The organism is Variovorax nitratireducens, assembly GCF_051216545.1.
In the GTDB taxonomy this organism is placed as follows: domain Bacteria; phylum Pseudomonadota; class Gammaproteobacteria; order Burkholderiales; family Burkholderiaceae_C; genus Variovorax.
Genome location: NZ_JBPJZO010000014.1, coordinates 1 through 21,529, shown reverse-complemented (window position 1 = coordinate 21,529; position 21,529 = coordinate 1). Strand labels below are relative to the sequence as shown.

Sequence of the window (21,529 nt, the reverse complement as noted above, 5' to 3'; positions counted from 1 at the left end):
AGCCATCATGATCCTCAAGAACGGCATCGATCAGGTCGCGCTGATCAACAAATTCACCGAAGCCTCGGCCAAGCAGGGCGAGTCGATCCGCAAGACGGTGCACGAAGCGACGCTCAAGGCCCTGCAGGGCCGCGAGCTGACGCTGGCGAACATCCGGCAGGTGCTGGGCTCGGTCACCAAGGCGGCCTCGGCCGGTGCGGCGGGCAGCCCGCTGCCGGCGCCCGACGTGGAAAACCTGCTCGGCAAGGTCTTTGCCGGCATGGACGGTGCGCTGGAGCAGGCCGTGCTGGCCAACCAGCGCGCGCTGCAGCAGCTGGTCGATCAGGGCGTGAGCCTGCGCGAGACGCAGCTCAAGAAGGCGGTGGCCGACATCGAGAAGATGGAAGACGCGCTGTTCGCCACCGTGCGCAAGGCGGCGACGGCAGCCGGTGCGGGCCCCGGTGCGCCGCTGGAGGGGCCGTGGGCCGGTGTTTTCAAGGCCGCGCAGGGCAAGGGCACCGACACCGGTGCGCGCGCCACCGCAACCATCGAGCGTCTGATGGAAGACGCGCAGAAGAGCATGCGCGACGGACGCGCGATGGGCCTGCGTGCATCGCAGGCGCTGATCGACAGCTACTCGACGCTGGTCAGCGGCGTGCTCATCGGCATGTCCGAGGCATTGAAGCAGGGCGGTGCCGCCAAGCGCTGACATGCGACGATGGACGCCCAGATCCCGACTTCCGGGTCGAGGCCCGCGACAGTGCATCTCGGTGCCGGCGATCATGGCCTACACCGTCTTCTCTTACCGGGTCTTCCGCGGCAAGACTGTGAACTGAGCTATGCCTGAGCAGCAAATGCTGAGCCTGCCTGCGCACCACCGGGCTCCCACTGATGCGGCCCGCCCGGCCTTGTGCAATAACGGGCTCATGCCTTTTGAAAAAACAAGCCGCTGGCGGGCCCTGCCGCGCTGGTGCGGCGGGCTGGCCCTCGTGGCCCTGGTGGCGCTGGCCGGCCATCAGGTGGCAATGCAGACCGGGCTGGCGCGGTTGCGCGAGGCGGCCGACCACCGGCTCGACATGCTGGCGACCGGACTCGACGCCGACCTGGCCCGCTTCGACTACCTGCCCGCGCTGCTGGAGATGACGCCGATCGTTCCGGCGCTGCTCGGCGCGCCCACCGACGCGGGGTTGCGCAATGCCGTCAACCGCTACCTCGACGGCGTCGGCGCCGCGGCCGGCGCCGAGATGCTCTATGTGCTCGATGGCGCGGGAACCTCGCTGGCCGCGTCCGACTGGGATCGCCCCGGCACCACGGTCGGCCAGGATCTGTCGTTCCGGCCCTACGTGATCGATGCGTTGAGCCAGGGCCGCGGCCGCTTCTACGGCGTCGGCATCACCAGCCGGCGGCCGGGTTATTACCTCTCCTATGCGCTGCGCCGTGACCAGCCCACGCGCGGCGTGGTCGCCGTCAAGGTCAACCTCGAGGAAACCGAGCGCGCCTGGGGCAAGCTGCCGGGCGACGTGCTGCTGATCGACCAGCGCGGCGTGGTGATCCTGTCCACGCGGGAGAACCTGAAGTTCCGGCCGCTGCTGCCGCTCGACGGCCTGCAGCGCGCCGAGGTGCTGCGTTCCCGGCCCTATGGCGAAGCGGCCCTGCAGCCGCTGCAGTGGCTCCGCACGGAAGCCCTGGCCCGCGACGTGCAGGTCGTCGCGCTCGACGGGCACGATCAGCTCGCCTCGGCGCGTTCGCTCCGGGGCGCGCCGTGGCAACTGGTGGTGCTCGACGAGATGGCGCCGCTGCGTGTGGCGGCGCGCAATGGCGCCATCACGGCAGCCCTGGCGATGGCGGTGCTGCTGCTGGTGGCCGTCACGCTGCGGCAGCGCCGCCGCGCCGAGCGGCAGAAGCTGGCCAACCAGGCCGCGCTGCAGGCGGCGCACGACAGCCTCGAATCCACCGTGATCGCGCGCACCGCGGAACTGCGCGCGGCCCAGGGCGAGCTGGTGCATGCCGGCAAGATGGCGGCGCTCGGCCAGATGTCGGCGGGCGTGGTGCATGAGCTGAACCAGCCGCTGACGGCCATGCGCACGCTGTCCGAAAGCGCCGGCATCCTGCTCGACCACGATCGCCTTGACGACGTGCGCGGCAACCTGCAGCGCATCCGCGGCATGGTGGATCGTCTCGCGCGCCTGACGTCGCAACTCAAGACCTTTGCGCACAAGAGCGAGCTACCCCGTGCGCCGATCCAGCTTGCGCGCAGCATTGCCGATGCACAGCTCATCGTCGCCGAGGCACTGAAAGAGCACGGCATTGCGGTCGAGGTCGACCTGAAGCCTCCTACGCTGGGCGTCATGGCCGAGGAGGCGGCCCTGGGCAGCGTGCTCGTCAACCTGATGAGAAACGCTGTCGAAGCCATGCAGCAGGCGCCACGGCGCACGCTGCGACTCGCCGCGCGATCGCAAAATGGGCGCGTGCTGCTGGCCGTGAGCGACACTGGTTCCGGAATCCCTGCCGACATCCTGCCGCGCCTGTTCGAGCCCTTCGTCACGAGCAAGCCGGCGGGCTCGGGGCTGGGCCTGGGCCTGCTGATCTCGGCCGAGTTGGTGCGGGCGATGGACGGTACGCTGCGTGCATCCAACCAGCCCGAAGGCGGCGCGTGCTTCGTCATCGATCTGCCCGCTGCCGCGAGACAGGATTGAATAAGGAGTGAACAACAAGTGAGCGAAAAAACCGCCATTCGGGTGCTGCTGGTCGAAGACGACGCAGACGTCCGTCTCAGCGTGACCCAGGCGCTGACCCTGGCCGGTTTCGAGGTCGAACCGTTTCCGAGCGTCGAACGGGCGCGCGCCCATATCAGCTTCGGCGCACCGACGGTCGTGGTCTGCGACGTGCGTCTGCCGGGTGTCAGCGGCACCGACTGGCTGCGCGAGGTGCGCTCCATCGATGCCGAGCTGCCCGTGATCCTCGTGACCGGCCACGGCCACATCGCCATGGCCGTGGAAGCCATGCGCGAAGGCGCCTACGACTTCATCGAGAAGCCCTTCAGCTCCGAGCGCCTGATCGCCATCGTGCGCCATGCGATCGAGCGCCGGCGGTTGACGCTGCAGGTGCGCTCGCTGCGCGATGCGCTCGAGAACTGGCACGGCATCCAGGCCGTGCTGATCGGCCGTTCCGCGCAGATGCAGCAGGTTCGACGCACCGTGATGACGCTGGCGGAAACCTCGGCGGACGTGCTGATCTACGGCGAGACCGGCACCGGCAAGGAACTCGTCGCCCGCTGCCTGCACGACCACAGCGAGCGCCGGCGACAGCATTTCGTGCCGCTCAACTGCGGCGGCCTGCCCGAGTCGCTGGCCGAGAGCGAGCTGTTCGGGCACGAGGCCGGGGCCTTCACCAGCGCCAACCGGATGCGGGTGGGCAAGTTCGAGTACGCAAACGGCGGCACCCTGTTCCTCGACGAAATCGAGAGCATGCCGATGGCGGTGCAGATCAAGCTTTTGCGCGCCCTTCAGGAGCGTACCGTGGAGCGCATCGGCTCGAACAAGGCCATTTCGTTCGACTGCCGCGTTGTCGCGGCGAGCAAGGACGACCTCAAGGATCTGAGCGATCGGCAGAAGTTCAGGGCCGACCTGTACTACCGGATCGGGGTCGCCTTCATCGAGCTTCCGCCGTTGCGCGAGCGCCGTGAAGACATCCCGTTGCTGTTCGAGCATTTCACCTTGCTGGCGGCCAGCCGCTATGAACGTTCAGCACCAGCACCGAGCCGCGCCCAGCTGGCCGACCTGATGGCCTACGCCTGGCCGGGCAACGTGCGCGAATTGCGCAACGTGGCCGATCGCTTCGTGCTCGGCCTGCTGGGCGAACGCCTGACGCAGACCCGCGGAAACTTCGAGGCGCTGGCCGGTCTTCCGCGCGGGCTGCCGCAGCAGGTCGAATCGTTCGAGCGGGCCGTGATCGTCGAGGAACTGCGCCGCCACCAGGGCGACCAGCCGGCGACGGCCAGCGCACTTTCCATCCCGAGGCAGACGCTGCACGACAAGGTGCGCAAACTCGGTATCGCGGCCGAGGAGTTCAAGTCGACCAGCGAGTGAGCGCGGCCGGCCTGAACCCGTTCAACGGCCGGCCGCGACGGCGTTGCCGGCGATGCGCCGCTGCACCCGCACCAGCAGCGTGACCGCAATGGCCATGTTCAACAGGTTCCACGCGATGCCGTTGATGAAGGCCGCGTGGTAGCTGCCGGTCAGGTCGAACACCTTGCCGGACATCCAGCCGCCCAGCGCCATGCCCAGCAGGGTGCAGCCGATGATGGTGCCCACGCGGGCGCCAGCTTCCGCCGGCGGGAAGTGCTCGCGCACGATAATCGCGTACGAGGGCACGATGCCGCCCTGGAACAGCCCGAACAGCGCCGACACCAGGAACAGCGGCACCAGCCCGTCGAAGGGCAGGAACATGAAGAGGGCCACGCATTGCAGCACCGAGCCGAGCAGCAGCGTGCGCAGTCCGCCGATGCGGTCGCAGATCGCGCCCGAGATCAGGCGGCTGGCGATGCCGCAGGCCAGCATCAGCGACAGCATCTGCGCGCCCCGCGCCGCGCCGTAGCCCAGATCGGTGCAGTAGGCGACGATGTGCACCTGCGGCATCGACATTGCCACGCAGCAGGCCACGCCGGCCACGCACAACATGCCTTGTGCCGCGCCGAGGCTCAGGCCGAATGGGCGCAGGGTCGGCATCGTCACCCGGCGGCCGGCCGCGGTGGCGGGGGCGGCCGCCATCACCACCGCCGGCGGCCGGGGGCGCATGAAGAGCGCCAGCCCCGCCATCGCGAGCCCGCAGAAGATCCCCAGGCCCACGTAGGTCGCGCGCCAGCCGGCGACCTCCACGAAGTGCTGGACGATGGGCGGCCACACTGCCCCCGCGACGTAGTTGCCGCTGGCGCAGACGGCCACCGCCATGCCGCGGCGCTTGACGAACCAGAGCGAGGTGTCGGCCACCAGCGGCGCGAACACGGCGCCGCTGCCCAGCCCGACGAGCAGGCCCTGCACCAGCGAAAACGCAAGGATGCTGCCGGCAAAGCTGGACGCGATGTAGCCCAGCCCCACGCACCCCGCGCCCGCCAGCAGCGGCCACATCACGCCGTAGCGGTCAGCCAGCTTGCCCATCACCACCCCGCCCAGGCCGAAGCCGATCATCAGCAGGGTATACGGGAGCGAGGCCTCGGCCCGCGCAATGCCGAAGTCGGCCTGTATCGCAGGCAGCATGACCGACACCACGTACATGCCGCTGCTGCCCACCGTCATGATCAGCAGCGTGACGAAGAGCCGCCACATCGCGTAGCGTGAGTCGGCTTCATGTTTCATGGGAGGGTGTGCCATGGCCTAACCATTTTCATTGCTTGATGCCCGCCTGCATGAAGCTTGGCACCTCCGGCCGGCCGGAGGTGATCTTGTCGGTCACGCTCAGGTGTGGGAAGCCGGAAGGGCCGGGCAACACGCAGAACGAGCCGGAGGCGATGGTATCGGGGGAGTATAGAAAGCCGTTGTGACAGGTGGTTGCACGTTGGCGTCAGTGTTTTCCTCAGCGGGCGGAAGGCCGTTCTTCGGTACAGTTCATGCGCCTGAACGGCTCTACAACCAAGGAAAATTCATGAGCAAAAAAGTCGCATATGTCACCGGAGGGATGGGTGGCATCGGTACCGCGATCTGTCAGAGGCTTCACAAGGACGGTTTCACGGTGATCGCCGGCTGCGGCCCGACCCGTGACCACGCCAAGTGGCTGGCCGAGCAAAAAGCCGAGGGCTACGAGTTTTTCGCGTCGGTCGGCAATGTGGGCGACTGGACCTCGACGGTCGATGCATTCGCCAAATCCAAAGCCGAGCACGGCACCATCGACGTGCTGGTCAACAACGCCGGCATCACGCGCGACCGCATGTTCCTGAAGATGTCTCCGGAAGACTGGAGCGCGGTGATCGAAACCAACCTCAACAGCATGTTCAACGTCACCAAGCAGGTGGTTAGCGACATGGTCGAAAAGGGATGGGGCCGCATCATCAACATCAGCTCGGTCAACGGCGCGAAGGGGCAGGCCGGCCAGACCAACTACTCCGCTGCCAAGGCCGGCATGCACGGCTTCACGATGGCGCTGGCGCAGGAACTGGCCAACAAGGGCGTGACGGTCAACACCGTGAGCCCGGGCTATATCGGCACCGACATGGTCAATGCGATCCGCCAGGAGGTGCTCGACAAGATCATCGCCACCATTCCGGTCAAGCGCCTGGGCAAGCCGAGCGAAATCGCTTCGATCATTTCGTGGCTGGCCACCGACGAGGGCGGCTACTCGACCGGTGCCGATTTCTCGGTCAACGGCGGTTTGCACATGCACTGAAGAGGGGTCAGCTTCCCGTCAGTACAAGACCCGCTTCGGCGGGTTTTTTCATGGGCGTTTCACTCGTGAGATTGTGGAAACCCACATGCGCGCGGCGTGCCACGGCGCCTACAGTGCACCGGTCGTACACCTCGCCCTTCGGCGGGCGCGACGCACTTTCCAGGAAACCTCGCGATGTCCGCTACAACAACACCAACAACGACAAAGCCGCCACTGTACAAATCGCTGTACTTGCAGGTGATCACCGCCGTGATCCTTGGCGTGTTGCTCGGCTACTTCTATCCCTCGGTCGGCGAAATGATGAAGCCGCTCGGCGACGGCTTCATCAAGCTCATCAAGATGATCATCGCGCCGATCATCTTCTGCACCGTCGTGGTCGGCATTGCCGGCATGGAAGACATGAAGAAGGTCGGCAAGACCGGCGGCCTGGCGCTGCTGTATTTCGAGGTCGTGAGCTCGATCGCGCTGGTGGTCGGCCTGCTTCTGGTCAACCTGCTCAAGCCCGGCGCCGGCATGAACATCGATGCTGCCAGCATCGACACCAAGTCGATCGCCGCCTACACCGGCCCCGGCAAGATGGAAGGCACGGTCGACTTCCTGCTGCACGTCATTCCCAACACGCTGGTCGACGCTTTTGCCAAGGGCGAGATCCTGCAGGTGCTGCTGATCGCGGTGCTGTTCGGCTTTGCGCTTCACAAGTTCGGCGGCCGCGGCACGCTGATATTCGACGTGATCGAAAAGGGCTCCCATGTGCTCTTCACCATCGTTAACTACATCATGAAGCTCGCGCCCATCGGCGCCTTCGGCGCGATGGCGTTCACGATCGGCAAATATGGCGTGGGCTCGCTGTTCTCGCTCGGCAAGCTGATGGGCGTGTTCTACCTGACCTGCCTGATCTTCATCTTCGTGGTGCTCGGCGCGATCGCGCGCTTCCACGGCTTCAGCATCTGGAAGTTCATCAAGTACATCAAGGAAGAGCTGCTGATCGTGCTGGGCACCTCGTCGTCCGAGTCGGTGCTGCCGCGCATGATGGAGAAGATGGAGAACCTGGGCGCCAGGAAGACCTGTGTCGGCCTGGTGATCCCGACCGGCTACTCGTTCAACCTCGACGGCACCTCGATCTACCTGACGATGGCGGCCGTGTTCATTGCCCAGGCGACCAATACGCCGATGACCTTCACGCAGGAACTCACGTTGCTCGCGGTGCTGCTGCTCACGTCCAAGGGCGCCGCCGGCGTCACCGGCAGCGGCTTCATCGTACTGGCCGCCACGCTGTCCGCCGTGGGCCACGTGCCGGTGGCCGGCCTCGCGCTCATCCTCGGCATCGACCGCTTCATGTCGGAAGCCCGGGCGCTGACCAATCTGATCGGCAACGGCGTCGCGACGCTCGTGGTGGCCAAGTGGACGAACGAGCTCGACATGGAACGGCTGCACGCAGGCCTCGACAACGAGACCTGGATCGAGGCGCAGGAGCCCGAGGAGCTCATCAACGCGAAGACCGAGAAGATGGCGACCTGAAAAGGTTGGCATCGATCTTGAAAAATGCCAGGCGCACATCGCGCGCGGGCCCCGCGTGCTGGTAGCCACGCGGCCTGAGCCGGGCGAACCGGGCGAACCTGCTCAAAGGTCTTCGATCACCAGCGTGCGATAGCGCTGCGCCATCGAGTAGGGCACCGTACGCACCACCGCCATCATCCGTTCGACCACCTTGGCGTCCGGCGTCTTGACCAGCAGGCCCGTGTGTCCTTCGCGGGCCAGCTTGGCGTAGGCACGCACCGTGGCGCCTTCGGTGCCGGCGGAGGGCAGGGGGTCGTCGGCATGGCTGACCGTCGGCGCAATCTCGGCCAGGATTGTTGCGGAAGGCACCAGGTACACCTCGTCGGCGCTGACGTCGCTGGCGATCAGTTGCTTGCCGACCTGCTCGGCGTTGTCGCGATCCGGAAACATCACCATGGAATAGCCGGTCGGGTAGAACGCGCCGCCAAAGGTGGCGAGCATGTGCGAGTCGAGTGTGAACTGCTTCATGGTGCTGCTCCTTCTGCTGGGATTAACCGCACCAGCCTAGGCTTGCGGCATCGCACGCGCTGTAGGAGAAGCAACAAAAGGTGTGCACATGCGCTGCTGAAAATAACCGGTCTCGTGTAATACTTACGTTTATTCTCTTACGCAATGTCACATTTCGACTTAAACGTGAAATTGTGGTTAGGCGTTGTGCAAACGACTGCATAGGATCGGCCTACTTTCAATCTATTCACCACCGTTTTGTCCAACTCCACGTCAAATCAGCTGCGAAATATTGCGTTGACCGTGCACGAGCTCGAGCAGGGCGAGTTCTATTGGGTGCTGATGGAAGGCGCCGACAACGACGCGCCGGCGGCGGCCGAGGAGTCAATGCCCTACCTGCCGCTCGAGGCTGCTGTCGAGCCGTACACCACCTACGCGAACGCGCTGGTAGCGGGCGTGGCCGCGATTCGCCGGATGTTCGGCCCCAACGGTCCGCGCGGCTGAGCGCGTGCGGCGGCGCCCGGGAAAAATCGACATGGAAAAAAAGATACTCACGGCTCTGGTCGCCATCGCAATCGGTCTCGCAGCTGTCGGCTGGTGGTTCCGGCCCACCACGGCAGGCGAATGGGCCGCGTGGGTTCAGGTTTTCGGGGTGCTGCTGGCGGTCGGCTGGAGCCTGCGGCTGCAGGCACAGGCTTCGCGCCAAGCGCAGCGGCAGGCGGCCCAGGTCGCGGCGGCGTTTGCGTCGAACCTGCACTGGGCCTTTCGGAAACTCAACGACGCCAGCGGCAAGCGCAGTTGGGCCGACTACAAGGTGAACCGCCGCATCCTCGAAGAAATTCTGGCGCAAGGCCGCGAAATCACCCTGCAGCTGCTTGACGGCCGGTCGCTCGCCATGGTGACCAGCCTGCGCTCGCTGGCGGTCGAGGCGCTTGAGCTGACCGAGCTGCACGGTGGCGACGGCAACTGGCCACCGCTGCAGCTGTACTTCGAAAAGCGCCTGCCGAGCATTGCGGGCTGGCTCTCGGCCACCGGCAATCCGCCGGAAGTCAGCGGCCCCACGGACTATGCGGGCCTGCGCACCTCCCTCGGCGGCCTGTAGGCGAAAATAGGCGGCTGCCCGTCGCCGACGGGCGCGCCTCTTCGCCCTTTTTGCTTCCCATGCCCGATTCCCCGGCAAAGCCCGCCGCCGACCGCGTCTCCATCGCCCCGATGATGGACTGGACCGACCGGCACTGCCGCTACTTCCACCGCCTGCTCACGCGCCGCGCGCTGCTCTACACCGAGATGGTGACGACCGGCGCGCTGGTGCATGGCGACGTGCCGCGGCACCTGCGCTTCAACGCCGAAGAGCACCCGGTTGCGCTGCAGCTGGGCGGCAGCGAGCCTGCCGATCTCGCGCATTGCGCAAAGCTGGGCCAGACGTGGGGCTACGACGAGATCAATCTCAACTGCGGTTGCCCGAGCGAGCGCGTTCAGCGCGGTGCCTTCGGCGCCTGTCTCATGGCCGAGCCGCAACTGGTGGCCGATTGCGTGAAGGCCATGGTCGACGCGGCGAGCGTGCCGGTCACGGTCAAGCACCGCATCGGCATCGACAAGACCGAGAGCTACGCGTTCGTGCGCGACTTCGTCGGCGCGGTGAGCGAGGCGGGTTGCAAGACCTTCATCGTGCATGCGCGCAATGCCTGGCTCAAGGGCCTGTCGCCCAAGCAGAACCGCGAAGTGCCGCCGCTGCGCTACGAGCTCGTGCACCGGCTGAAGCACGACTTTCCGGCGTTGCGGTTTTCGATCAACGGCGGTATTGCCGATGCGGACACGGTGCACGGCCAGTTGCGCCTGCTCGACGGCGTGATGATCGGCCGCGAGGCGTACCACAACCCCTGGTGGCTGGCCGGGTGGGACGCAGCGTTCTTCGGCGAAGCGCCACGCGAGCTCACGCGCGAAGACATCGAAGCGCAGATGTGCGACTACATGGCCCGCGAGGCGGCCGAGCACGGCACGCCCTGGTCGAACATTGCGCGCCACATGCTCGGCTTGCGCAACGGATTGCCCGGCGCTCGGCGCTGGCGCCAGGTATGGAGCGACCACAAGCTCAAGGGCCTGGACGCACATGCCGTGATGGCGCTGGCGCACGAGCCGGTCGCGCAGGAAGCCTAGTTCGCGGCCTCCAGGCCGCTCCTGAAATGCTCGCGCATGCGGGCCATGGCAGTCGGTGCGTCCTTCTCGACCAGTGCCGCCAGGATCGCGCGGTGCTCCTTCAGCGACTCGTTGATGCGGCCCGACTTGAGCAGCGAGTTGTGGCGGTTCAGCTTCATCACCTTGCGCAGGTCGGCCACCATCTGGTCGCGCCAGCGGTTGTCGGCGATGGCCAGCAATCGCATGTGAAAGCGTTCGTTGACCGCAAAGAAATGTTCGCGGTCCACGTGGCCCGGCCTGGCCGCGGCCTCGAGTTCGGCATGCAGCGCCTTCAGTTCGTCGAGCTGCGCAGCGCTGGCGCGCTCCGCCACCACGCCGGCGGCATCGCTTTCGAGCAGGCTCAGCAGGTGGTAGACATCCGAGAGATCCTTCTCTGACACCTCGGTCACGTAGGCCCCGCGCCGCACCTTCATCGTCACCAGTCCCTCGGCCGCCAGCACCTTGAGGGCTTCCCGCAGAGGCGTGCGGCTGATACCGTATTCCTCGGCGAGCTTGAGTTCGTCGATCCAGCTGCCGGGCTCCAGTTCGCGCTGGAAGATGCGCTGGCGCAGCAGTTCGGCCACCTCTTCATAAAGGGCGCGAGGGGTGAGGGTGAGGGCGGACATGGGCGAAATGTACCGCAAGAATCGAGTTTGAATTAATAATTATGGATCGGGTAGACTCGCAGCTTACTGACGATCCGATCCAGGCGGCGCACATGAGCACATCACCCGAACCCACCTTCAAGACGGCCGACCTCGACGCGTGGGCCAAGGCTGCCGCCAAGTCCGCGCCTGGCGGCGATCTGAACGCGCTGAACTGGCGTACGCCCGATGGCATCACGGTCAAGCCGCTGTACACCGCGGCGGATCTGCAGGGCCTCAAGTACACCGACACGCTGCCCGGCTTCGAGCCCTACCTGCGCGGCCCGCAGGCCACGATGTACGCGGTGCGGCCGTGGACGATTCGTCAATACGCGGGCTTCTCGACGGCCGAGGAGTCGAACGCGTTCTATCGCAAGGCGCTGGCCGCCGGCGGGCAGGGCGTGTCGGTTGCGTTCGATCTGGCCACCCACCGCGGCTACGACAGCGACCATCCGCGCGTGACCGGCGACGTCGGCAAGGCCGGCGTGGCGATCGACTCGGTCGAGGACATGAAGATCCTGTTCGACCAGATCCCGCTCGACAAGGTCTCGGTGTCGATGACGATGAACGGCGCCGTGTTGCCGGTGCTGGCGGGCTACATCGTGGCGGGCGAAGAGCAGGGCGTGGCGCAAGACCAGTTGAGCGGAACCATACAGAACGACATCCTCAAGGAGTTCATGGTCCGCAACACCTACATCTTCCCGCCCGCGCCGAGCATGCGGATCATCGGCGACATCATCGAATACACGGCACAGAAGATGCCGAAGTTCAATTCGATCAGCATCAGCGGCTATCACATGCAGGAAGCCGGCGCCAACCAGGCGCTGGAACTGGCCTTCACGCTGGCCGATGGCAGGGAATATGTGAAGACCGCGCTGGCCAAGGGCCTGGACGTTGACGGCTTCGCCGGGCGGCTCTCGTTCTTCTGGGCCATCGGCATGAACTTCTACCTCGAAGTCGCCAAGATGCGCGCGGCGCGCCTCTTGTGGTGCCGAATCATGAAGGATTTCAATCCCAAGAACCCCAAGAGCCTGATGCTGCGCACGCACTGCCAGACCTCGGGTTGGTCGCTCACCGAGCAGGATCCGTACAACAACGTGGTGCGCACCACCATCGAGGCGATGGCCGCGGTTTTCGGCGGCACGCAATCGCTGCACACCAACGCTCTCGACGAAGCCATTGCGCTGCCGACAGAGTTCAGCTCGCGCATCGCGCGCAACACGCAGCTCATCATCCAGGAGGAGACCCACATCACCAGCGTGATCGACCCCTGGGCCGGCAGCTACATGATGGAAAAGCTCACGCAGGACATGGCCGATGCGGCCTGGACCATCATCGAAGAAGTCGAGGCGATGGGCGGCATGACCAAGGCGGTCGACAGCGGCTGGGCCAAGCTCAAGATCGAGGCGGCCGCGGCCGACAAGCAGGCGCGCATCGACTCGGGGCGCGACGTGATCGTCGGCGTCAACAAGTACAAGCTCAAGACTGAAGACGCGATCGACAGCCTGTCGATCGACAACGTGAAGGTGCGCGATGGGCAGATCGCCAAGCTCGAGGCGATCCGCGCCAGGCGCGACACCGCAGCCACCCAGGCCGCGCTCGATGCACTGACGGCCGCTGCCGAGAGCGGTGAAGGCAATCTGCTGGCGCTCAGCATCGACGCGGTGCGCCTGCGCGCCACGGTCGGCGAGATCAGCGACGCACTCGAAAAGGTCTATGGCCGCCACCGCGCCGATACGCAGAAGGTCACCGGCGTCTACGCCGCGGCCTACGACTCGGCCGAAGGCTGGGAAGCGCTGCAACACGAGATTGCCGCCTTTGCCGAAGAGCAGGGCCGCCGTCCGCGCGTGATGATCTCCAAGCTCGGCCAGGATGGGCACGACCGGGGTGCGAAGGTCGTTGCCACGGCGTTTGCCGACCTCGGTTTCGACGTCGACATGGGCCCGCTATTCCAGACGCCCGAGGAGTGCGCCCGCCAGGCGATCGAGAACGACGTGCATGCGGTCGGCGTTAGCACCCTCGCGGCCGGCCACAAGACACTGGTGCCGGCGATCATCGCGGAACTCAAGAAGCAGGGTGCAGACGACATCATCGTGTTCGTCGGCGGCGTGATTCCGCGACAGGACTACGACTTTCTGTACGAGGCCGGCGTCAAGGGCATTTACGGCCCGGGCACGCCGATCCCTGCCAGCGCCAAGGACGTGCTGGAGCAGATTCGCGCGGCGGTTGCGGCCTGAGCGGGACGGCCGACGTGGAGGATCTTTGGTCGCGGCTTTCGTTCCAGCCGGTGCGGGATGGCCGGGAAGGCGTGGACGTGCACTATCGCTGGCGCGCCAGGGAGTCGGTGTGTTGATGGCGACGCCTGCATTGGAGCGCGCGTTGTTCGACGCGACCGCCATTGTGCAGCGCCGCGCCATCGCCAAAGCCATCACGCTGCTCGAATCCACCCGTGCCGACCATCGCGCGCAGGCCGACGAACTGCTTACGGCGCTGTTGCCGCGCACCGGCAACTCGTTCCGGCTGGGCATCTCCGGCGTGCCTGGTGTCGGCAAATCGACCTTCATAGAAGCGCTCGGCCTGTTCCTCATCGACAAAGGGCATCGCGTCGCGGTGCTCACGATCGACCCGTCGTCGAGCGTGTCGGGCGGCTCGATCCTCGGCGACAAGACGCGCATGGAAAAGCTCTCAGTGCACGAGCGCGCCTACATCCGGCCCAGCCCGTCCTCGGGCACGCTCGGTGGCGTCGCCGAGAAAACACGCGAAGCGATGCTGGTCTGCGAAGCGGCCGGCTATGACGTGGTCATTGTCGAAACGGTGGGCGTCGGCCAGAGCGAAACAGCGGTGGCCGGCATGACCGACATGTTCGTGCTGATGCAGTTGCCCAATGCCGGCGACGACCTGCAGGCGATCAAGAAGGGTGTGATGGAACTGGCCGACCTGGTCGTCATCAACAAGTCCGATCTCGACATGGCGGCCGCGACGCGTGCGCAGGCGCAGATCACTTCGGCCCTGCGGCTGTTCGGCCACCATGGCAACCCGGCCCACGCGCATGCGATGAACGCGGCGCATGCGCCGCCCGGCTCGCCCGAAGCCGAAGTGCGGTTTTGGCTGCCGCGCGTGATGCAGCTCAGCGCACTGCTCGGCACTGGCGTCGATGCGTTCTGGGCCTCGGTTTCCGAGTTCCGCGCGCTACAAAGCGCCAACGGCAAGCTTGTCACGCGCCGCGAAAAACAGGCGCTCTCCTGGATGTGGGAGCGCATCGATGCCGGACTGAAGCAGGCCTTTCGCCAGCACCCGCAGGTGCGCGAACTGCTGCCGCAAACCATCGCCCAGGTGGCGGCGGGCAAGCTGCCCGCCTCGACCGCAGCGCGAAACCTGCTCTCGGCGCAGGCTGCCCACACGATTCAACCTCCTGACGGAACGCCATGAAAGAAATCCTCGAAGTCCTTGAAAAGCGCCGTGCCCAGGCGCGTCTCGGCGGTGGCCAGAAGCGCATCGACGCGCAGCACAAAAAGGGCAAGCTCACGGCGCGCGAGCGGCTCGAACTGCTGCTGGACGACGGCACTTTCGAAGAGTGGGACATGTTCGTCGAGCACCGTTCGGTGGACTTCGGCATGGCCGAGCAGAAGATCCCCGGCGATGGCGTGGTGACGGGCTACGGCATGATCAACGGCCGCCTGGTGTTCGTCTTCAGCCAGGACTTCACCGTGTTCGGCGGCGCCTTGAGCGAAGCGCACGCCGAGAAGATCTGCAAGGTGATGGACCAGGCCATGAAGGTCGGCGCACCGGTGATCGGGCTCAACGACTCGGGCGGTGCCCGCATCCAGGAGGGCGTGGCCTCGCTCGGCGGCTATGCCGAGGTGTTCCAGCGCAACGTGATGGCCTCGGGCGTGGTGCCGCAGATCAGCATGATCATGGGCCCGTGCGCTGGCGGCGCGGTGTATTCGCCCGCGATGACCGACTTCATCTTCATGGTGAAGGACAGCAGCTACATGTTCGTCACCGGGCCCGAGGTGGTGAAGACCGTGACGCACGAGGACGTGACGGCCGAAGAGCTCGGCGGTGCCTCGACCCACACCACCCGCAGTGGCGTGGCCGACATGGCTTTCGAGAACGATGTCGAGGCGCTGATGATGCTGCGCCGCCTGTACAACTACCTGCCTCTCAACAATCGCGAGAAGCCGCCGGTGCGCCCGAGCGGCGACCCGGCCGACCGCGCCGATCTCTCGCTCGATACGCTGGTGCCCGACAACCCGAACAAGCCCTACGATATGAAGGAGCTGATCGGCAAGGTGGTCGACGACGGCGAGTTCTTCGAGCTGCAGCCCGACTACGCGAAGAACATCGTGATCGGCTTCGCGCGCATGGAAGGGCAGAGCATCGGCATCGTGGCCAACCAGCCGCTGGTGCTGGCCGGTTGCCTCGACATCAAGTCGTCGATCAAGGCGGCACGCTTCGTGCGCTTCTGCGATGCGTTCAACATTCCGGTGATCACTTTCGTCGACGTGCCCGGCTTCATGCCCGGTACCTCGCAGGAATACGGCGGCATCATCAAGCACGGCGCCAAGCTGCTCTACGCATATGCCGAGTGCACGGTGCCGAAGATCACGGTGATCACGCGCAAGGCCTATGGCGGCGCCTACGACGTGATGGCCTCCAAGCACCTGCGCGGGGATGTCAACCTGGCCTGGCCGCGCGCCGAGATCGCGGTGATGGGCGCCAAGGGCGCAGTGGAAATCATCTTCCGCGAAGACAAGAACGACCCCGAAAAACTGGCCGCGCGCGAGGCCGAGTACAAGGCGCGCTTCGCGAATCCCTACGTGGCCAGCACGCGCGGCTACATAGACGATGTGATCCTGCCGAGCGAGACGCGCAAGCGCATCTGCCGCTCGCTGGTGATGCTGCGCGAGAAGAAGCTCGAGAACCCGTGGCGCAAGCACGGCAATATTCCCCTGTGAGCACGGAGAACAAGAACATGTTCAAGAAAATCCTGATCGCCAACCGCGGCGAGATCGCCTGCCGCGTCATCAAGACGGCGAAGAAGATGGGCATCCTCACGGTCACCGTCTATTCCGATGCCGACAAGGACGCGCGCCATGTCGAGCTGGCCGACGAGGCCGTGCACATCGGCGCCGCGCCGAGCCGTGAGAGCTACCTGCAGGCCGACCGCATCATCGCGGCCTGCAAGCAGACCGGCGCCGAGGCGGTGCACCCGGGCTACGGCTTCCTCTCGGAGAACGAGGCCTTCGCGCGCAAGGTCGAGGAAGAGGGCATCGTCTTCATCGGCCCCAAGCACTATTCGATCGCGGCGATGGGCGACAAGATCGCGTCCAAGAAGCTGGCGAACGAGGCCAAGGTCAACACCATCCCGGGCTGGAACGATGCCATCGAGACGGCCGAGCGCGCCGTCGAGATCGCCAGGGACATCGGCTACCCCGTGATGATCAAGGCCTCGGCCGGCGGCGGCGGTAAGGGCCTGCGCGTGGCGCACGACGACAAGGAAGCGTTCGAGGGCTTCACCGCCTGCCGCAACGAAGCGCGCAACAGCTTCGGCGATGACCGCGTGTTCATCGAGAAATTCGTGATCGAGCCGCGCCACATCGAGATCCAGGTGGTGGGCGATTCGCAGGGCAACGTGATCTACCTGAACGAGCGCGAATGCTCGATCCAGCGCCGGCACCAGAAGGTGATCGAAGAGGCGCCTTCGCCGTTCATCAGCGAGGCCACGCGCCGCGCGATGGGCGAGCAGGCAGTGCAACTGGCCAAGGCCGTGAAGTACCAGAGCGCCGGCACCGTGGAGTTCGTGGTCGGCAAGGATCAGAGCTTCTACTTTCTCGAGATGAACACGCGGCTGCAGGTCGAGCATCCGGTGACCGAGTGCATCACCGGCCTCGACCTGGTCGAACTCATGATCCGCGTCGCCGCAGGCGAGAAGCTGCCGCTGCGGCAGTCCGAGGTGAAGCGCGAAGGCTGGGCGATCGAGTGCCGCATCAATGCTGAAGACCCGTTCCGCAGCTTCCTGCCCTCGACAGGCCGGCTCACGCGCTTTCAGCCGCCGAAGGAAACCATGTTCTCGGCCGATACCGAGCACCTCTATGGCGTGCGGGTCGACACCGGCGTCTACGACGGCGGCGAGATCCCGATGTTCTACGACTCGATGATCGCCAAGCTCATCGTGCACGGACGCGACCGCGCGCACGCCATTGCGATGATGCGCGAGGCGCTCAACGGCTTCGTGATCCGCGGCGTCAGCAGCAACATCCCGTTCCAGGCGGCGCTGCTCGCGCATCCGAAGTTCGTCACGGGCGACTTCAACACCGGCTTCATCGCCGAGCACTACGGCCGGGGCTTCCGTGCGGAAGACGTGCCGCACGACGATCCCGACCTGCTGGTCGCCCTGGTCGCGTACATGCACCGCCGCTACCGCGCGCGCGCCTCGGGCATCAGCGGCCAGCTCAACGGGCATGGCGTCAAGGTGGGCGAGCAGTTCGTGGTGGTCACGCTGGGCGCCGGTGGCGAGCATGTGCACACGCCCGTGTCGGTCACCGACTTCAAGGGCAACTCGGGCGCCAGCGCAATCCGCGTCGGCGCGAACAGCTATCAGATCAGCAGCAACGGGCAGCTCGGCAGCGTGCGCGTGGAAGGCTTCGTCAACGACAAGCCCTTCACCGCGCAGGTCGAGCGCGGCGCCGGCAAGAATCCGCTGGCATTGCGCGTATCGCACAACGGGACGCAGATTGAGGCGATGGTGCTGTCGCCGCTCGGCGCGCGGCTGCAGAAGCTCATGCCCTACAAGGCGCCGCCGGACATGAGCAAGTTCCTCATGTCGCCGATGCCCGGCCTGCTGGTCGAAGTGGCCGTGCAGCCGGGCCAGCAGGTGCAGGCCGGCGAGAAACTCGCAGTGATCGAAGCGATGAAGATGGAGAACGTGCTGTTCGCCGCGCACGACGGCGTGGTCGGCAAGATTTCGGCCGGCAAGGGCGAATCGCTCGCGGTCGACCAGATCATCTTGGAGTTTGTGTAGGCTCGCGCCTGACCAACGATGAAGAACTATTGATATGCAGATTGCAAATGATCTTTTGTTCGCGGACGCCGCTTCGGTGCCGGTGACGCTGCATCGACCCGCCAGGACGCCTGCGGCAACGCCAGTCCGCTGGCCCGTCGAGGCGGTGCAGGCGCTGCTCGACAAGCCCTTCAACGAACTGCTGTTCGAGGCCCAGACCGTGCATCGCGCGCATTTCCCCGAGGGCGATATCGAGCTGGCCACGCTGCTGTCGGTCAAGACCGGTGGCTGCCCCGAGAACTGCGGCTATTGCCCGCAGGCGGCCGAGTACGACACCGGCGTGCAGGCGCAAAAGCTCATGGAGGTCGACGAGGTGGTGCGCGCCGCGCAGGCCGCGAAGGACGCCGGCGCCACGCGCTTCTGCATGGGTGCCGCCTGGCGCGCGCCGAAGGATCGCGATGTCGAGAAGGTCGCGGTGCTGGTCGAAGCGGTCAAGGGGCTGGGCCTGCAGACTTGCGCCACGCTCGGCATGCTCGAGTCGCACCATGCGACGCAGCTGAAGGCCGCGGGGCTCGACTACTACAACCACAACCTCGACACCGCCCCCGAGTACTACGACGACGTGGTCAGCACGCGCACCTACCAGGATCGGCTCGACACCCTCGCGCGGGTGCGGGCGGCCGGCATCAGCGTGTGCTGCGGCGGCATCGTCGGCATGGGCGAGGCGCCGGTGCATCGCGCCGGGCTGATCGCGCAGCTGGCCAACCTCGACCCGTACCCGGAATCAGTGCCGATCAACAGCCTGGTGCGCGTGCCCGGCACGCCGCTGGCCGATTCGGAGCCGATCGACCCGTTGGACTTCGTGCGCATGATCGCGGTGGCCCGCATCACGATGCCGACCGCGCGCGTGCGCCTGTCGGCCGGCCGCCAGCAACTGGGCGAGGCGGTGCAGGCGCTTTGTTTCATGGCCGGCGCCAATTCGATCTTCTACGGCGACAAGCTGCTCGTGACCGGCAACCCCGACGTGGAAGCCGACGTGCAGCTGCTGCGCAAGCTGGGCCTGCACGCCCGCCGAACCAGCGGGCCGGAGCGCTGCGCATGACGCGGCCTTTCAAGGTGCTGGGCGTTCAGCAGATCGCGATCGGCGGGCCCGACAAGCTGCGCCTGCAGAAGCTCTGGGTCGACATGCTCGGGCTCGAAGTGACCGGCACATTCCGCAGCGAGCGCGAGAACGTCGACGAGGACATCTGCGCCATCGGCAGCGGGCCGTTCAAGGTCGAGGTCGACCTGATGCAGCCGCTCGATCCCGAGAAAAAGCCCGCGGTGCACACCACGCCGCTCAACCACATCGGCCTGTGGATCGACGACCTGCCGCGGGCGGTCGAGTGGCTCACCGCGCAGGGCGTGCGCTTTGCGCCGGGTGGCATCCGCCAGGGCGCGGCCGGCTTCGACATCTGCTTTCTGCACCCGAAAGCGAATGACGAATTCCCCATCGCGGGGGAGGGCGTGCTGATCGAGATGGTCCAGGCGCCGCCCGAGGTAGTGAAGGCTTTTGCTGCGCTTCTGAACAGTTCGCGGTTGCCTTCGGCCTGATCTGATTCAGAACACCGTGGAACCGGCTTTGCCGGGCCACAGGTGTTGCCCCCGGAAGGGGGTTGGCGAAGCGACACGCAGTGCGCGAAGCCTGGGGGTGAGCCACTTCATGCGTTCAGTACCTTCCTGATCGGCGGCTTCACGTCCGCGCGCTGCGGCGGCAGCATCGGCTGGTGCTCGCGCGCGGGGTTCAGGATGATCGAGGTCGCGGTCTCGGTGAGGATGCAGAACTTCGTCACCACGGCGTCGAGGTGCGCCACGTCGATCACCGCGATCTCGAGCACCCAGCTGTCGTCGCCGGTCACGTTGTAGGCATTGACGCATTCGGGCGTCTGCTGCACCAGCTTGACGACCCGCGCGTACTCGGCCCGGCCGACGCGGATGATGGCGCGGATGCCGTAACCCAGCCGGGTCAGGTCGACGGTGGCGCGGTAGCCGCTGATCACGCCCGAGGCTTCGAGCTTGCGCACGCGCTCGGTCACGGCCGGCTGGCTCAGGTGCACGCGGCGGCCAAGTTCGGCCATCGTGAGGCGCGCATCGGCCTGCAGTTCGGCCAGGATGCGGGTGTCGTGCGCGTCGAGCGCGGGGTTCAAGGTGGTGTCCATGAAACTCCTTTGAATCAAAGGCATTCTGGCGCCAGAACCATGAAAGAGCCATGGAAAACCGGTGCTCGCCTTCATAACATCGAGTTCATGAACACGCTCGCATCCTCCAGTGCCGCCACGCAGCGTCCGGCGCGTTCCCGTCTGCCGCCGATCATCATTCTGTGTCTCGCCGCCACCTGGGTGGTGTGGGGCTCGACTTATCTGGCGATCAAGTACGCCTTGCTGAGCTTCGCACCCTTTCTGCAGATGGGCTCGCGCTTCGTGTTCGCCGGCGTGTTGCTGGCGGCCTGGATGCGCTGGCGCGGTGCAGCCTGGCCAAGCGCGCTGCAGTGGCGCAATGCATTCGTCGTCGGCGCGCTGATGCTGGGTGGCGGCATGGGTGGCACAGCCAGTGCGGAGGTCACGGTCGGCTCGGGGCTGGTGGTTGCCTTCATCGCCGTGATTCCGTTGATGATCGCGCTGCTCAATCTGTTCTGGGGCGTGGTGCCGCGTCTGACTGAAGCCGTCGGCATCGCGCTCGGGCTCGCCGGCGTATTGATGCTGACGCAAGGCAGCGGTTTCCAGGCCTCGCGCGAGGGATTGGTGGCGATTGCCGTGGCCTGCGTCTGCTGGTCGGTCGGCAGCGTGCTGAGCCAACGCAGCTTGCCGCTCGCCACTGGGGCGATGGGTTTTGCCAGCGAGATGATCTGTGGCGGCGTGGTGCTGCTGGTGCTCTCCGCGCTGGCCGGCGAAACGCTGGTCTGGCCCCCGCAGCCGCTTGCGGTGGCCGCCTGGTTCTACCTGGTGGTGTTCGGCTCGCTGATCGCGTTCAACGCGTACATGGTGCTGCTCGCGCGCGCACCGGCCGCGCTGGCTTCGAGCTACACCCTCGTCAACCCGGTGATTGCGATGCTGCTCGGCGTGCTGATCGCCGGGGAAACAGTCACCGGTTTCGAGTGGGGTGCCGTGGTCGTGATCCTGGCCGGCGTGCTGTTGCTGCTCTGGAAACGACGGGCCTGAGTGCCACGGGTGATACCGGGTGGTGGGCCGCTGGCGGCGGGTGGCCCCTTCCGCGAATGTCCCCCGGCCTGCGGCCTCCTCCTTTATTTCGCTGCATGGGCCACCCACCACCATCGGCCAGGGCACGCTCTGAATGTTCAGCGCGAACA

General features: G+C 65.9%; 19 protein-coding genes. 15 read left to right on the top strand and 4 right to left on the bottom strand.

Annotated features, from left to right (window positions below):
- The first annotated feature begins 7 nt into the window (after positions 1 to 7).
- From ACSFA8_RS24105 to ACSFA8_RS24095, 3 genes are all read left to right on the top strand, one after another.
- A complete protein-coding gene (locus ACSFA8_RS24105; protein ID WP_435482004.1) occupies positions 8 to 688 on the top strand; it encodes a DUF6781 family protein in 681 nt (226 codons plus the stop codon).
- A gap of 217 nt (positions 689 to 905) precedes the next feature.
- Complete coding sequence (locus ACSFA8_RS24100; protein WP_435482003.1) at positions 906 to 2,675, top strand: sensor histidine kinase; 1,770 nt, start codon at positions 906 to 908, stop codon at positions 2,673 to 2,675.
- Between the two features lie 18 nt (positions 2,676 to 2,693).
- Positions 2,694 to 4,067 (top strand): sigma-54-dependent transcriptional regulator, encoded by a 1,374-nt coding sequence (locus tag ACSFA8_RS24095; RefSeq protein WP_435482002.1) that lies wholly within the window; start codon positions 2,694 to 2,696, stop codon positions 4,065 to 4,067.
- 21 nt (positions 4,068 to 4,088) lie between these two features.
- On the opposite strand, the gene ACSFA8_RS24090 is transcribed toward ACSFA8_RS24095, so the two are convergent.
- Positions 4,089 to 5,348, bottom strand: a complete 1,260-nt coding sequence (locus ACSFA8_RS24090; protein WP_435482001.1) for an MFS transporter — start codon at positions 5,346 to 5,348, stop codon at positions 4,089 to 4,091.
- 271 nt (positions 5,349 to 5,619) lie between these two features.
- Between ACSFA8_RS24090 and phbB the strand changes: the two genes are divergently transcribed.
- Both phbB and ACSFA8_RS24080 read left to right on the top strand, forming a co-directional pair.
- Entirely contained in the window at positions 5,620 to 6,357 is a 738-nt protein-coding gene (gene phbB / locus ACSFA8_RS24085; protein WP_435482000.1) for an acetoacetyl-CoA reductase, read from the top strand.
- Between the two features lie 174 nt (positions 6,358 to 6,531).
- Positions 6,532 to 7,875: a dicarboxylate/amino acid:cation symporter gene (locus ACSFA8_RS24080; protein WP_435481999.1), complete on the top strand. Its 1,344-nt coding sequence runs from the start codon at positions 6,532 to 6,534 to the stop codon at positions 7,873 to 7,875.
- Between the two features lie 102 nt (positions 7,876 to 7,977).
- Here the strand turns inward: ACSFA8_RS24080 and ACSFA8_RS24075 are convergent, their stop codons facing one another.
- Entirely contained in the window at positions 7,978 to 8,382 is a 405-nt protein-coding gene (locus tag ACSFA8_RS24075) for a hypothetical protein (RefSeq protein ID WP_435481998.1), read from the bottom strand.
- 282 nt (positions 8,383 to 8,664) lie between these two features.
- Between ACSFA8_RS24075 and ACSFA8_RS24070 the strand changes: the two genes are divergently transcribed.
- Genes ACSFA8_RS24070 through dusA form a run of 3 tightly spaced genes read left to right on the top strand, consistent with a single transcriptional unit; the run spans position 8,665 to position 10,518 of the window.
- Complete coding sequence (locus ACSFA8_RS24070; protein ID WP_435482098.1) at positions 8,665 to 8,865, top strand: hypothetical protein; 201 nt, start codon at positions 8,665 to 8,667, stop codon at positions 8,863 to 8,865.
- Between the two features lie 31 nt (positions 8,866 to 8,896).
- Positions 8,897 to 9,463, top strand: coding sequence for a hypothetical protein (locus ACSFA8_RS24065; protein WP_435481997.1), 567 nt, complete (start codon positions 8,897 to 8,899; stop codon positions 9,461 to 9,463).
- Positions 9,464 to 9,522: 59 nt separating this feature from the next.
- Positions 9,523 to 10,518, top strand: coding sequence for a tRNA dihydrouridine(20/20a) synthase DusA (gene dusA / locus ACSFA8_RS24060; protein WP_435481996.1), 996 nt, complete (start codon positions 9,523 to 9,525; stop codon positions 10,516 to 10,518).
- Here the strand turns inward: dusA and ACSFA8_RS24055 are convergent.
- Positions 10,515 to 11,162 (bottom strand): GntR family transcriptional regulator, encoded by a 648-nt coding sequence (locus ACSFA8_RS24055; RefSeq protein WP_435481995.1) that lies wholly within the window; start codon positions 11,160 to 11,162, stop codon positions 10,515 to 10,517. The two genes, dusA and ACSFA8_RS24055, sit on opposite strands and share 4 nt — an antisense overlap.
- Positions 11,163 to 11,254: 92 nt before the next feature.
- On the opposite strand from ACSFA8_RS24055, the gene scpA reads away from it, so the two are divergent.
- From scpA to ACSFA8_RS24025, 6 genes are all read left to right on the top strand, one after another.
- On the top strand, positions 11,255 to 13,417 hold the full coding sequence (gene scpA / locus ACSFA8_RS24050; protein ID WP_435481994.1) for a methylmalonyl-CoA mutase: 2,163 nt from the start codon (positions 11,255 to 11,257) through the stop codon (positions 13,415 to 13,417).
- Between the two features lie 115 nt (positions 13,418 to 13,532).
- Positions 13,533 to 14,609: a methylmalonyl Co-A mutase-associated GTPase MeaB gene (gene meaB, locus ACSFA8_RS24045; protein WP_435481993.1), complete on the top strand. Its 1,077-nt coding sequence runs from the start codon at positions 13,533 to 13,535 to the stop codon at positions 14,607 to 14,609.
- A complete protein-coding gene (locus ACSFA8_RS24040) occupies positions 14,606 to 16,138 on the top strand; it encodes an acyl-CoA carboxylase subunit beta (protein WP_435481992.1) in 1,533 nt (510 codons plus the stop codon). The genes meaB and ACSFA8_RS24040 overlap by 4 nt, the downstream gene beginning before the upstream one ends.
- Positions 16,139 to 16,155: 17 nt before the next feature.
- A complete protein-coding gene (locus ACSFA8_RS24035) occupies positions 16,156 to 18,204 on the top strand; it encodes an acetyl-CoA carboxylase biotin carboxylase subunit (RefSeq protein ID WP_435481991.1) in 2,049 nt (682 codons plus the stop codon).
- 34 nt (positions 18,205 to 18,238) lie between these two features.
- A complete protein-coding gene (bioB, locus tag ACSFA8_RS24030; protein ID WP_435481990.1) occupies positions 18,239 to 19,285 on the top strand; it encodes a biotin synthase BioB in 1,047 nt (348 codons plus the stop codon).
- Positions 19,282 to 19,776, top strand: coding sequence for a VOC family protein (locus tag ACSFA8_RS24025; protein WP_435481989.1), 495 nt, complete (start codon positions 19,282 to 19,284; stop codon positions 19,774 to 19,776). Before bioB ends, ACSFA8_RS24025 begins: the two co-directional genes overlap by 4 nt.
- 107 nt (positions 19,777 to 19,883) lie before the next feature.
- On the opposite strand, the gene ACSFA8_RS24020 is transcribed toward ACSFA8_RS24025, so the two are convergent.
- Entirely contained in the window at positions 19,884 to 20,381 is a 498-nt protein-coding gene (locus tag ACSFA8_RS24020; RefSeq protein WP_435481988.1) for an Lrp/AsnC family transcriptional regulator, read from the bottom strand.
- 87 nt (positions 20,382 to 20,468) lie between these two features.
- Here ACSFA8_RS24020 and ACSFA8_RS24015 point away from each other — a divergent pair, with 87 nt between their 5' ends.
- Positions 20,469 to 21,380, top strand: coding sequence for an EamA family transporter (locus ACSFA8_RS24015; protein ID WP_435481987.1), 912 nt, complete (start codon positions 20,469 to 20,471; stop codon positions 21,378 to 21,380).
- Positions 21,381 to 21,529 lie beyond the last annotated feature (149 nt).